Genomic DNA, 13273 nt, shown 5'->3' with positions numbered 1-13273 from the left:
GCCGCGCTCCCACGCGGCGCCGCTGCCGCTGCGCGGGGCGAACGCGCCGCCGCCCGCGCGAGCGTTCTCCACGAGCTCCTGCGGCAGCTCGTGCAGGAACCGGGACGGCGCATTCGCCGCCGTCCGGCCGAACAGCGTGCGCATCCGCGCGCACGTCAGGTAGAGCTCTTCCTCGGCGCGGGTGATGCCGACGTAAGCGAGCCGCCGCTCTTCCTCGAGCTCCTCGTTGTCCATCAGCGCCCGGGAATGCGGAAAGACGCTTTCCTCGAGGCCGACGATGAAGACGACGGGGAACTCGAGGCCTTTGGCGCTGTGCATGGTCATCAGCACGACGCCCTGCTTGCCCGCTTCGGGATCCTCATTCATCGAATCGATATCGGCAATCAACGCAAGATCGGTCAAGAAAGAGACAAGCGACTTGTCTTCATTGCGCTTCTCGAAGTCCATGGTCACCGACAGAAACTCGTCGATGTTCTCGAGGCGGGCTTGCGACTCGATCGTGTTTTCTCGCTTCAATTCTTCCCGATACGCCGACATTTCAAGCATTTTCTCCGTTAATTCGGTAACCGACAAATAATCGACCATGCGATACAAGTTCTCGATCATCTCGCGGAATTCCGTCAGCGCGCTCCGCGTCCTGGCGCTGATGTCCAAGCTGCCCACGTTCTCCAGCATCGCGAACATGGATACGCCGTATTGGGCGGCAGCCGCCGCCAGCTTATCGAGGGTCGTATCGCCGATGCCGCGCTTAGGCACGTTGACGATCCGCGCGAAGCTGATGTCGTCGTCCGGATTGGAGACCAGACGCAAATAAGCCAAAATATCCTTGATTTCTTTACGGTCGTAGAACTTTACGCCGCCGACGATCTGATAGGGAATGTCCGATTTGATGAGAATTTCCTCGATGACCCGGGACTGGGCGTTCGTCCGGTATAAAATCGCGTGGTCCTTGAAGCGTCGGCCCTTCTCCACGTTTTTACGAATTTGACCGGTGATGTAGTATCCTTCTTCGTGCTCCGAATCGGCTTGGTACAGGCGAATCTTCTCGCCTTCGCCCTTGTCGGTCCACAAATTCTTCGGCTTGCGTCCGGCGTTGTTGGCAATGATCTTGTTCGCCGCATTCAAAATCGTCGATGTCGAACGGTAGTTCTGCTCGAGCAGAATCGTCGTCGCGTTCGGGTAATCCTTCTCGAAATCGAGAATGTTGCTGATGTCCGCGCCCCGCCAGCGGTAGATCGACTGGTCGCTGTCGCCGACGACGCAAATGCGCTTGTGCTTGTCCGCCAGCATCCGGGTCAGCATATATTGCGCGCGGTTCGTATCCTGATACTCGTCCACGTGGATATATTGGAACTTGTTTTGATAGAAATCGAGCACTTCCGGCACCTGCTTGAACAGTTCGATCGTCATCATGATCAAGTCGTCGAAGTCCAGCGAGTTGTTGAATTTCAGCTTCTTCTGATACAGCGTATACACTTTCGCCACAAGGCCGTCGAAGTAGTCGCCGATCTTCCGTTCGAACAGCTCCGGCGTGAGCAGTTCGTTCTTGGCGTTGCTGATCGCCGCCTGGATCGACTTCGGTTCGAATTTCTTCGAATCGATGTTCAACTCTTTCATACAATTCTTGATGACCGACAGCTGATCGCCAGAGTCGAGAATCGTAAAATTCGATGAAAAATCGAGCCGCGTAATGTCTCTGCGCAATATACGAACGCACATCGAGTGGAACGTCGACACCCAAATGTCCTGCCCCTGCGGGCCAACGAGCGCACTGACCCGCTCCTGCATCTCGCGAGCCGCCTTGTTCGTAAACGTAATGGCAAGAATGCTCCAGGGCGCCGCTTTGCGCGTCGCTATCAGATAAGCGATCCGATGCGTCAGCACGCGCGTCTTGCCGGAACCGGCTCCCGCCATGATCAGCAACGGCCCGTCCACCGCCTGGACCGCCCGCGCCTGCTGCGGATTGAGCTTCTCTATCGCTTTGAAAATATCTATAGGTTCGTTCATCGTTTACCTGCCCTTTCTACACGGATTCCTTGACCGCCTTCACAGTCGCCAGCGCCTGCTCCAAATCGTGGTAAACGGCGTTGCCGACTACGACGGTATGTGCGGACCGGGTCGCCTCGACCGCTTTCTCCGGACTATCCACCCCGCCGCCGTAAAACAGCCTTGCCGTGGCGAGCAGCCCGCGAACCCGCTTCACATCGTCCATATTGCCGAACATTCCGCTGTATTCCATATAAACGATCGGGCAGCGGAATAAACGATCCGCCATGCGTGCGTAAGCCTCCACGTCCTTCAAATCGAGCTCCGCCTCGGCATCGGTCACCCGCGCCGCTGTTGAATCGCCATTCAATATAATGTAGCCTTCGGTCACGATCTGCGACCAATCCATAATGGCGCCATATTCTCGCAGCGCCTGCCGCTGACGGCCGACGATCCATTCCGGATTGCGCGCATTCAGCACGATCGGAATCAGAAACAAGTCGAACCCGGGCACAATCGCCTCCTGCTCGGATACTTCGAGCACACACGGCACCTCGTAGCGGCGAATGCGGGCAAGCAAATCGACGGTGTTGTCGAACGTGACGCCCGACGAGCCCCCGACCATAACCGCATCGGTGCCGGACAGACATATCCGCTCGAGCGCTTCATCGGACAATTCACGGTCCGGGTCCAGCTTAAACACGTGTCTCCACTGCTCCAATTGCAAATGCAAAGCAAAAGCCTCCTGTCCTTCCATCTACAAGTAGTCTATGCTACCCTGCAGGACGTGTCAATGAAACGAATAGAGAATATACGTTCGTATATTTTACCAAATTGCTCCCAAAAAAGAAAGCAGACCGGCGCGCTTCCGCGGACCGTTCTGCTTCGTGTGAATCCGTCCCGTTATGAGACGGTTTTGAACTCGGTAATTCTCAATCGATCTCCCTCGATGAGGTATTCCGACTCGTGCTGCATGACCGACTTGGCCAAATCCTGCTGCACATTCGCCCCGCTGAGCGAGACCCGGTATTTGCTCGCGTCGGGCTGTGATTTCTTCAGCTCGTATTTCCCCCACTCGCTGCGCAGCCCGAGCATGGCCTTCGTGCTGTTCGCCTGATACGTTCCCAGACGATCGTCGCGCCGGTAGAAGTAGGCGAGCATCCGGTCGGCCATCTCCCGGTTATACACCTGCATGAGTGTGGTCCGCATCTCTTCCATCGCGTATTTGTCCATTTCGCCGGTAACCGGGGAGGACAGCACTTGATGCGTCCAATCGTCGATTTGCTTGATCCAGCCGATGATTTGCTCGTCGGACTGGGTCATTACGCTTTTATCCATTGAGGGCGGCGTAATTTGGCCGATCGTTTGCAGGAGACGCTCGCGCCCTACCGTCTTCTGCATCGTTTTCATATCGGCGGCATCGCCGGCGCTTTGCGACTGGCAACCGGCAAGCAGCGCCGCGGCGAGCGCTAAGGTCAGGATCGTTCTCATGGAATGAGGCCCCTTCCGTCATGGCGTTTTTTTCGTATTATGGGTCAAAAACGAAAAAGTATACTTTCCTGCGCCATGTGGAGCCTTTTTCCTGACGCGGGGCGAAGCTGGTGCGGAGCTGCCACCCCCAAAAAAGGAGGTTCCCGCGAATTTTTGCTATCTCATTCAGGCATTCCGTAGTTCCGGATTTAAAAAAGGGGAATCCATATGCAGAAACCGAAATTGTTCCGAAGAGGATCTGCTCCTGCTGGAATCGGACCATCAGGGACGGATGGATACGATGAATTATCTATTATAGCTTGGGTCCCCCGGCTTGTGCCGGGGGATTTTTCAGCCAGAAGGCTGCTCACCTTAAAATACGTATTTACTGGCGTTCGCTTGCTGCTGCGCGGATTGCGCTTTGTTCTGGATACCGTTCGAGCTTGATGACACGCTTGAGCTCGTCGCCGCGTCGGAGGAGCCGTTGAAGCCGTAACCGGTGGCGCTTTGGCCTTGGCGTCCTGTCGCCGAAGCGTTGTAGCCGGTCGAAGCGTAGCTTTGCTCCTGCTGGTTTTGGCTGCCGTATGCCTGTTGGTTCGAACCGTATTTGGCGCCGGCGCTCGCGTTCGTGTAGTCCTGCGACGCCTTGGTCGCGTAATAATCAGAGACGTCCGTGCCGGAAACGGAAGATTTCACATTGTTGTGTTCCGAGTCTTCTACCGAAGATGCGCCGTAGCCGTAACCCGTTTGAACGGACGAGCCGAAGCTCGAAGCTGCCGGCGATTGACTGTAGCCGGCCGATGACGTCTGGCTTTGGTTCTGTTGCCCGGAGACCGACGACGAGAGCATGCCGCCGTAATGTGACGAGCCTGCCGCATAGCCCGGCATCTGGGCGTACGATGGCTGCGAGGGTTGGAACGATGGCTGTTGTTGTCCGAATGGCTGCTGATAAGCGCCGCCGGCGAAAGAGCCGTACACCGCCTGCTGCACAATCGCCTGCAGTTTCTCGGCTTTCTGAATTTGCTGCGAAAGCTCCTGCTGCACTTCCTGCTGCGTGGCCATCTTGATCGAGCCGTAACCGCCCAACTGCGACAGCACGTCAAAGAGCTCCGCCTGGTCTTGCAGCGTCTTTTGCGATAGGCTTGCGAACATTTGGCGAATCGCCGGATGCGTCGCTTCAAGCGCCGCCGTCGTATACTCGCGCGCCGTACGTTTCAATTCGGATAAAACGAGATTGGCGACATCCTGTTCATTCAAGTGCAGGTGAAGCGCTTGGGCTTGCCCCGCCTGCGTGTTGATCATTTGATTTTGCTGGTACATGCTTTGCCGGACCTCCTATGTATGCCTTAATGGGACATTTGTGTATGCTGCTGCAGCGTTCTTAACAATTGGTCGGTGTTTTGCAGACGATCCTGCGCGATTTGCGCCAGCTTTTGCTTGAGCTGTTGGTTTTGGCTCTCCGCTACGCCTTGTACGGCGATTTTGGCGAGCAGCTCTTCGTTTTTCAGGCAATCGGAGATGTAGGACAGCTCCTTGGAGCTTACCGAGTTGACGGATAGTTGTTGGTTATACATGGATGGGTCCTCCTTTCCTCAGTTGACCAGGATAAACGGCTTTGCCACCCTTGTGCTGCAAGGACTGGCGCGTTTTGTTACGGTTGATGCAAACAAACTATACCTTCTAAATCAACCAAGATTAGGATGTCCGGCCAGTGGGAAATTATGTATCGGGGGAATAAAAAAATCACCCCTCCCTCCGGGAACGGAACCATCGCGTCCGCTTGGAGAAAAGGATGAGGGTTCAACCACCTTAATCGTTAGGCCGTCTTCTTGATTACAAGGAGGAGAGAAGAAGCCGAACGAATGGCCACCCGCTCAATACATTTGCTCCCTTGGCCATTCATTTCCTTGAGGAGACGCTTCGATCGAGGGCAAACCCATTTCCTCCAGAGCAATGTTCAAGTAATCGGTCTTGGCACGAATAGGGTAAAGCTCCGGCGCCATTCCCGGAAAGCGTTCCTCCAACCTCTGCAGCGTGTTCAGATCTCGCGGGTAAACCGCTGCATCCCAGCGGACGTTCGAGAGCACCCGCCAAGCGACGGTTTGAGGGATTCCGGTCGATGCCTGCACCCGCTTGGCGGCGCTTGCAGGCTCGCTGCGCATCAGCTGGTGCACCCGAACGTGAGCCTTCAAATAAGCGATAACGATAGCCTCGTTGTTGGCCGCCCATCGCTCGCCCGCCACCAGGCCGGTCAAGTAGTCCTCATACATGCCTTCCTCAAAAAGTACCGTGCCCGCGCCCCAGTGCCGCAGCAGGCTCAAGTACGGCTCCCACATTGCGCTGGCGCCGACGCGTCTATCGACGATGTCTGTCAGGCTTTCGCTCATTGACCGGTGGATGACGTTAGGATGCTCTTGTTCCGCTGCGCCGATCGAGGTAAGAAGCCGATTCAGGCGCATGCCCGCGCTGGAATTGGCAACGGTCGAGATGGTCACGTTCGCAAGATCATCCGGCTTTCTTATGATGCTGTTTGACGGAACGACGACCGATATGCCTTTGCCATTCCGGGTTTTTCCGTCAAAGGCGAGCAGTACGGGTTGAAAATTCGGCAGCAGTTTCCCCAGTGAGCTGCAGATGCGTATCGGGTAATCGCCGAGCGAGGCAATTTGGATCAAGCCCGAAATAAGGCCTTCCACCAGTTCCAGGCCGTTCTCCGCATTATGCCACAAGACCTTAATAGGACGATGCGGAAATTGTTTGCGCAGCTCCTCTTCGAAGAACCCAAGCTCCTTCATAATTAGCGGGCTCCACATATGCGCCGTTCCGCTCTGATACCCGATGGAGACGGTCAGGCTCTCGGCAGGCGCGCTTTCCGGCCGGTCCGCCGCAGCCCCGCATACGGAGTGGGATTTAATCCACATCTGCAGTTCGTCGGGATCAAAGAACACTTCTTTGCCAATCTTGATGGTCGGCAGCTGCTTGCTTCGGCGCCAGCGGTCTATCGTAGCGCGGCTAATACCGAATACGCTCATCGCCTCTTGTAAAGTAATCAGCCTGAAGCCTTTATCCTTGGGAAACAACAAGAACGCCCCCTTTTCCGTGAAATCCGATAATACAAATTGGAATAATTTTATTTTAACGAATGACCTCCCTTGCATCAAGATGAGTAAAATTTCCATTTAATGGATTTGTTGCTCATTGATCGTCTATTGCTGCTCAATGTTCATCCCCTTATTGACTCCCTCAATCGGGGGATGCTATCATTCGGGTTGTGTAATACAAAGTAAACCACTAGGAATTAATTCGATGTCAACTGGTTAACCAGAGACACTGCGCCTTTCTCCAAAGGATCGCTGTGTCTTATTTGCATTGAGGGAGGAGAATAGGTTATGCAGACAAGGGAATATACGACCGATGTGTTGATTGTCGGCGGCGGCACGGCGGGAACGATGGCCGCCATTAAGGCGAAGCAGGCGAATCCTGACGTACAGGTGCTTGTTCTCGACAAAGCCGATATCCGGCGGAGCGGAGCAATCAGTATGGGTATGGACGGGTTGAACAACGCCGTCATTCCGGGGAAAGCCACGCCCGAGGAATATACGCGGGAAATTACCGACTCGAACGACGGCATTATCGATCAACGGGCCGTTTACCGACAAGCGTCCGAATGTTACGACATCGTAAAGGAGCTCGATTCGTGGGGGGTCGATTTCGAGAAGGATGCCGAGGGCAATTATGAGGTTTACCGTGTGCACCGGAAAGGGCGTTATGTTCTGCCGATGCCGAAAGCGAGCGACTTAAAGCTGATTCTCGCCAAAAAGGTAAAGCAGATGCGCTGCAAAGTCGTCAACCGCGTCATGGCGACAAGACTGCTGACGCAGGGTAACCGCGTAGTCGGCGCACTTGGCGTAGACGTAACGACCGGCGAGCTCGTGGTCGTACACGCGAAGGCCGTCGTCCTGACGGCCGGTGCGGCGGGACGTATGGGTCTTACCGATTCGGGCTACCTGTACAGCACCTACGAGAACCCGACGAACTCCGGCGAAGGATTCGCGATGGCTTATCATGCCGGAGCTGAGCTGACCGGAATCGAGTGCTATCAGATCAATCCGACGATGAAAGATTATAACGGCCCCGCCTGTGCCTATGTGGCCGGTCCGTTTGGCGGCTATACCGCCAATGTGAATGGCGAGCGGGTAACGGGCTGCGATTATTGGAGCGGCGAGCTGATCATGAATATGTGGAAGCTGGCCAATAAAGGCGAATGGCCGTTGTTCCTCAAGCTGACGCACCTGGACGACGAGACGATCTCCAAGATTGAATCGATCCTGCACCACAACGAGCGGCCGAGCCGCGACCGCTTCCATGCCGGACGGGGCAAAGACTACAGGACGGATATGGTGGAGCTGCATTTCTCCGAAGTAGGGCTCTGCAGCGGTCACAGCGCTTCCGGCGTTCTCGTCAATCACGAAGCGGAAACGTCGATGGAAGGACTGTATGCGGCGGGAGATATGGCGTCGGTTCCCCATCAATATTTGCTCGGTGCGCTGACCTTCGGCAAAGTCGCCGGTACGAACGCTTCGAACTATGCTGCACAGACGGAGCGGCTTGGCGCGGATCCGTCGCAAATCGAGGCGGAAAGAGCGCGGATCGAAAGGCTGCGCGCGAACCCGAACGGTGTTCCGCATCAGCAGGTGGAGTACAAGATCCGCCGTATCGTCACCCAATATTTGATGCCGCCCAAGACCACGACGAAGATGGAAATCGCCCTGGAGAAAATCGAGCACTTCCGCCGCGTCGACCTGGAGCTGCTCGGCGCGAACGATCCGCACGAGCTCGGAAGAGCGCTTGAAATTCACAGCATCGTCGACTGCGCCGAGCTTATGGCGAAAGCGTCGTTGTTCCGCAAGGAAAGCCGCTGGGGCTTTTACCACTATTATCTCGATTATCCGGAGCGCGACGATGCCAACTGGCTGAAGCGAGTCATTGTGAAGAAAGGCGCTGACGGCGAAACGCAGCTGACCACGCGTGATCTGCCGCCGTATATATTCGAGCCCCAACGACCATCATCCGAAGAAGGAGTGAGTAAACATGAGCAATCGGTCAGCTAATTTCGTTTCGCAACGGGTGGAAGCAAGCGTCATCATCGACCGGGATAAGTGCATCGGCTGTGATATCTGCGTTCAGGTATGCCCGATGGGCATTCTCGCACTGGACAAAGACGGAAAAGCGTATATGAAATACGACGAATGCTGGTACTGCACCCCATGCCAAACCGACTGCCCGGTTGATGCGGTGCGCGTGAATATCCCCTATTTGGTCCGATAAACCCATCGGTCAAACGACATCATCTCATTAATTATGATTTCTACTAGGAAGGCGGGGAATCCCCATGTCGAATCGTATCCGAACTGTAAGCTTACTCTTGGTCCTGGTCCTAACGTCCGTTCTGCTGCAAGCTTGCGGAGCATCCGGCAGCACGTCCGAGACCGCCTCTTCCTCCCCTGCGGGATCTTCCGCCGCACAGGCGGAAGAGGCAACTGTGACGATCGGGTATCAATCTCCTACGGCACAGACGTGGGGAGCACTCATTATAAAGAACAAAAAACTGTTTGAAAAACACTTGAAGGAGGTCGCGCCGGACAGCCGTGTGAAGGTGGAATGGTTCGACGCGCCTGCCGGTTCGGTCTTGAACAACAACATGAACGGCGGGAAAATCCAGATTTCTTTCCTCGGCGACATGCCTTCTCTGCTGAACGGGGTTCTCGGTATTACGCAGCCGAACTACCATTCCGTCTTCCTCGCATTCGACGGTAAAGGCGTTCAAGGCCGCAACCAGGCCATTCTCGTGCCCAAGGGCAGCGACATCAAGGCAATCGCTGATTTGAAGGGCAAGACCATATCGACCCCGATCGGAAGCAGTGCGCACCGTATGCTGCTCGATTCGCTCCGCAAGGAAGGCTTGGTCGATCAAGTGACGGTCGTCGATCAATCGGTAACCGTCGGGATGCAAAGCATCGAACAGAACAAAATTGCGGCTCACTCCACATGGGAACCCTACCCTACCCTCATGCAGCAAAAAGGGATCGGCACCGTGCTGCAGTTCGGCGAAGCGACGCAAATCGATTACTTGGCCGGTGTCGTCGCCAACCTGGACTGGGCAAAGGCGAACAAAGCTTATGTCATCGCCTTTCTAAGGGCGCTGAACGAGGCTCATGAGTTTGCGCGGAATAACCCGGAGGAGACGGCTAAAATTTTTGAGGAAGAAAGCAAGTTCCCGCATGAGGTGTGCGTCAAAATGGTGCAAAACATCCGTTTCAATGCGGCCGTCTACAAGAAAGACTTGAACACGCTGAATGGAAGCATCGAGTTTCTGTCAAGCATCGGAAAGCTGCAGAAGAAGCTGGATCTAAACGCTTTCGTCGACGATTCGTATTTAAGGGAAGCGATCCAATCGACCGGTGGAACGTATTTGACCGACGCTGAGCTGCAGGGAGACTGGATTCAAGGGAAGGTTTACTAAAATGAGACAAACCAGGCTGCAAGTCCCTGGGCTGCTGCTTCGAGCCGTTTCGGTAGCCGCCTTCGTTTTGCTCTGGAAATGGGCCGTGGATGTCAACATCCACTGGCCGCTCCAGTTCGGCAACCTGCCGGACCCTATCGATATCCTGGCGGAATGGTATCGTAATTTGTTTACCCCCCAATATCGGCAGGACATAGCGATCAGTACATCCCGCGTGCTGACGGGCATCGCTCTCGGCTTCACGACGGCGGTGCCTCTTGGCTTATGGATCGGCCTCAAACGGACTGCGAACCATACGCTGTACACCAACCTGGAGCTGTTCCGGCCGATTCCGCTCATTGCTTATTTGCCGGTCGCGATGCTATTATTCCGCACGATCGAAAGCAGCATTATTTTTATTACCTTCATCGGTGCTTTCTTTCCCATCCTGATCAGCTCGCGGGATGCAGCGAGGCGTGTTTCCCCGGCACTGGTGCAAGCCGCCCGCTGCCTGGGCTGCGGTCCGGTCCGGGCCGTCTGGAGCGTATATTTGCCTGCGATGGCACCTGAAATATTCACGGGCTTGTCTGTCGGCATCGGGGCGTCATGGATGGGGGTCATTACAGGGGAAATGATGTCCGGTCAGACGGGCATTGGCTATTCCACCTGGCAGGCGTATCACCTGCTCGATTACAAGGAGTCGATTATCGGCATGTTTACGATCGGGGCGCTCGGTTATTTATCGTCGGCGTTCGTGCGGACGGTTGAACGGTTTCTTATTCGCTGGCAGTAAGGTATGGAAGGATGCAAGACTTCAGTTATCAAACTAAAAGATCGGGGTGATGGCCCTTGTTTGTCGAATTAAAGCAGGTGTTTAAAGAATACGGGGCAGGGACGAGCCAGTCGGTGCATGCGCTGCAGGATATTCAGTTATCGATAGCCAAATCGGAGTTTGTTTGTTTGCTCGGTCCGTCGGGATGCGGCAAAAGTACGCTGCTGAAACTAATCTCCGGTATTGAGGAACCGACCGGAGGCGAGATCCAAATCGACGGCTCGCCGGTGAAAGGGCCTTCGACCGAGCGCGGCTTTATTTTTCAGGATTACGCGCTCTTTCCGTGGCTCACCGTTCGCGGCAACATCCGGTTCGGCATGGCGATGAAACGTATTCCGCGCCGTCGTCAGCGGGAGCTCCTTGATCAATATTTAATGAGGTTCGGACTTGCCGATTCCGCTCATTTATACCCGAAGCAGCTCTCCGGCGGCATGCGCCAACGGGTAGCCATCGCCCGCGCGTTATGCCTGAACCCGCAAATCCTGCTCATGGATGAGCCTTTCGCTGCACTGGACGCGATCCTGAGGCAAAAAATGCAGGAAGAAGTCGTCCGGATCTGGGAGCGAGAAAACATCACCTTCGTGCTGGTCACGCACGATGTGGAGGAAGCGATCTACATGGCGGACCGTATCGTCGTCATGTCTCCCAGACCCGGACGGATCAAAGAAACGGTCACCGTCAATTTGCCGCGTCCGCGCAGACGGACCGACGCGAGGTTCGTGGAACTGCGCGCCCGGCTGCTGGACTTATTGGAAGACGAGAAGATCAGATCGTACCCGCATGCGGTTTCTCAAACGCTCTTGCAGCAAACGGCGACGGAGTAAGCCTTCCGGGCCGGGAGCCGAGCTACTTAAGCCAGATCCCTGACTTGGCTAAGGTCGGGGATTTTTTGCCGTCCCGGCTTCAGTTTTTCCCGGCTCATCCAGCTCTGGCCCCAAGACGGTGCAGCACCGGTTCAAATGCGGGTATAGCCGTAGTACCGAGACGAGAGTTACCGGCGTTAACCGCGGTGCATGAACCGGGGGCGTCCCCCACAGCATGAGCCCATTTGAGTTCGCCGTCGATACAGCAAAGGCCGGCAAGCATACCCTGAGGTATCCTTGCCGGCCTTGTACCCTTGGCCTATTGGTGAGCAAGCAATGGCGGATAGCTTTCCTTCGGGCGGGGACTTCGCCGCGAATGCGCCGGAGCTGCGCTTGCAGCCCGCCCGCCGCCTCCTTACGGCGCTGCCTTCGCCTTGTCGGCCAGCTCCTGCACGGCTGCCGTCGGTACGGCAAACGCCCATTCACCGCCCTGCTGCGAGATCCACACGACGTCCCCCGCGGCCTTGCCCGCGTACGCGACGGTCGTCTCCGCGCCTGCGGCTTCGCCGGCGACCTTCAGCTCGATCCGCAGGTCCGGCTGATCAAGCCCCTGCACCTCGGATGCGCGCTTCGCCTGCTGCTCCGTGACCAAAGACGCCGCCCGGTCCAAGAACCCGGTCGCATCCGTACCGGTCAACTCGCGTTCGCCGAGCTTCCACTTGGATTCGAACGACGACTTGTCAGGCTCCGTCTTCGTTAACGTCCAAGCCGCGCCCTTCCAGTCCACGGTCAACGCGCGTACCTTCTCGTACTCGACCTTCACAGCCCGCTTCTCCATAAAATCGACCGGCTGCTTCGCCAGCGACTTCACGGTCAACTCGGCGAGCTGGAACACCTCCGGCGCATCGCCGAGCTTCGCATAATACGAGCCGCCGACCGGGACGAGGTCGCCGACGGCCAGCGTCCGTTCCCCGCCGTCCACCAGCTTCACGGTGAACATCTGCTTCGGCGCGGCCAAGCCGAACTGCTCCAGTTCGGCTGCCGCAGCGGTCACGACCTTATCCTTTTTCACCGAAACGAACGTATCCACCCATGCGTCCGCCGAGCTGCTGTCCAGAGGAAGCGCGGTCGGCTTCGTCATCGTCCATCCGCCGTCCTTACGCTCCAGTACCGTTTCCGTATCGCCGTTCTTAACTGTATAGCTTGCCACTTCTTCCTTCTTCACCGTTACAAGGGCAGGCGCCTCTTGCGTTTTCTCTTTAAAAAAATCTTGACTCGACGCATACCAGAATCCCCCGATGCACAGTACCACCAACACGATCGTCGGGATCAATCGTCTCATCCTTTTCTCCTCCTCCACCAAATGAAGCCGCCGATCAGGAGGAACAACAGCGGGAAGACTACGACGGTACCCAGGAAAATCATGTTCGCCTGCTCGCCCGTCACGAGCGCTGTCGACAAGTTGTCGCCTTCCCGCGGCCGGATCGTCACTTGATCCTTCTGCTCCTGCAGCCAACCGACGCTGTTCAGCGCGAAGTCCCGGTTGCCCTGCTGCTGGATGTATCGATCGACGAGGAATGTCGAACCGCCGAGCACGACCGCCTTCGGCTTCTTCTCCTTATTCTCCACGACAAAGCCGAGCTCGAGCGGTCCCGCCACGTCGGCTGCGTCCTTCTTGCT

13 protein-coding genes are annotated in these 13273 nt (G+C 56.1%); 5 read left to right on the top strand and 8 right to left on the bottom strand.

Going from position 1 to position 13273, the window contains the following annotated elements:
* The 6 genes from pcrA to JMF85_RS05510 form a co-directional block, all read right to left on the bottom strand.
* Positions 1 to 2007 (bottom strand): DNA helicase PcrA (pcrA, locus tag JMF85_RS05535; RefSeq protein ID WP_201317874.1); only part of this gene is annotated, 2007 nt, incomplete at its 3' end.
* 16 nt (positions 2008 to 2023) lie between these two features.
* Positions 2024 to 2719, bottom strand: coding sequence for a heptaprenylglyceryl phosphate synthase (pcrB, locus tag JMF85_RS05530; RefSeq protein ID WP_155615767.1), 696 nt, complete (start codon positions 2717 to 2719; stop codon positions 2024 to 2026).
* Between the two features lie 170 nt (positions 2720 to 2889).
* The gene (locus tag JMF85_RS05525) at positions 2890 to 3477 is read right to left on the bottom strand and encodes a hypothetical protein (protein ID WP_054798286.1); all 588 of its coding nucleotides are present in this window, start codon (positions 3475 to 3477) and stop codon (positions 2890 to 2892) included.
* 351 nt (positions 3478 to 3828) lie between these two features.
* Complete coding sequence (locus tag JMF85_RS05520) at positions 3829 to 4776, bottom strand: spore coat protein (RefSeq protein WP_155615766.1); 948 nt, start codon at positions 4774 to 4776, stop codon at positions 3829 to 3831.
* Between the two features lie 26 nt (positions 4777 to 4802).
* The gene (locus tag JMF85_RS05515) at positions 4803 to 5030 is read right to left on the bottom strand and encodes a hypothetical protein (RefSeq protein ID WP_155615765.1); all 228 of its coding nucleotides are present in this window, start codon (positions 5028 to 5030) and stop codon (positions 4803 to 4805) included.
* A 300-nt stretch (positions 5031 to 5330) separates the two neighbouring features.
* Entirely contained in the window at positions 5331 to 6536 is a 1206-nt protein-coding gene (locus tag JMF85_RS05510) for a helix-turn-helix domain-containing protein (RefSeq protein ID WP_230876372.1), read from the bottom strand.
* 309 nt (positions 6537 to 6845) lie between these two features.
* On the opposite strand from JMF85_RS05510, the gene JMF85_RS05505 reads away from it, so the two are divergent.
* From JMF85_RS05505 to JMF85_RS05485, 5 genes are all read left to right on the top strand, one after another.
* Positions 6846 to 8567: a fumarate reductase/succinate dehydrogenase flavoprotein subunit gene (locus JMF85_RS05505; RefSeq protein WP_141336635.1), complete on the top strand. Its 1722-nt coding sequence runs from the start codon at positions 6846 to 6848 to the stop codon at positions 8565 to 8567.
* On the top strand, positions 8548 to 8784 hold the full coding sequence (locus JMF85_RS05500) for a 4Fe-4S dicluster domain-containing protein (protein WP_054798284.1): 237 nt from the start codon (positions 8548 to 8550) through the stop codon (positions 8782 to 8784). Before JMF85_RS05505 ends, JMF85_RS05500 begins: the two co-directional genes overlap by 20 nt.
* A 64-nt stretch (positions 8785 to 8848) precedes the next feature.
* Positions 8849 to 9979, top strand: a complete 1131-nt coding sequence (locus JMF85_RS05495) for an ABC transporter substrate-binding protein (RefSeq protein ID WP_155615764.1) — start codon at positions 8849 to 8851, stop codon at positions 9977 to 9979.
* A 1-nt stretch (position 9980) separates the two neighbouring features.
* Complete coding sequence (locus tag JMF85_RS05490; protein ID WP_127608702.1) at positions 9981 to 10751, top strand: ABC transporter permease; 771 nt, start codon at positions 9981 to 9983, stop codon at positions 10749 to 10751.
* A 56-nt stretch (positions 10752 to 10807) separates the two neighbouring features.
* Positions 10808 to 11614, top strand: a complete 807-nt coding sequence (locus tag JMF85_RS05485) for an ABC transporter ATP-binding protein (RefSeq protein ID WP_155615763.1) — start codon at positions 10808 to 10810, stop codon at positions 11612 to 11614.
* A gap of 394 nt (positions 11615 to 12008) precedes the next feature.
* Here the strand turns inward: JMF85_RS05485 and JMF85_RS05480 are convergent, their stop codons facing one another.
* Positions 12009 to 12935 carry a DUF4340 domain-containing protein gene (locus JMF85_RS05480; protein WP_230876371.1) on the bottom strand — a complete coding sequence of 309 codons (927 nt, stop codon included), beginning with the start codon at positions 12933 to 12935 and terminating at the stop codon, positions 12009 to 12011.
* Positions 12932 to 13273 (bottom strand): LPXTG cell wall anchor domain-containing protein (locus tag JMF85_RS05475; protein ID WP_201317873.1); only part of this gene is annotated, 342 nt, incomplete at its 5' end. The genes JMF85_RS05475 and JMF85_RS05480, both read right to left, overlap by 4 nt.

The organism is Paenibacillus sp. EPM92 (assembly GCF_016586185.1).
Lineage (GTDB): Bacteria > Bacillota > Bacilli > Paenibacillales > NBRC-103111 > Paenibacillus_G > Paenibacillus_G validus.
The sequence above is the reverse complement of the archived record's forward strand: the minus strand, read 5'-3'. Positions and strand labels throughout refer to the sequence as shown.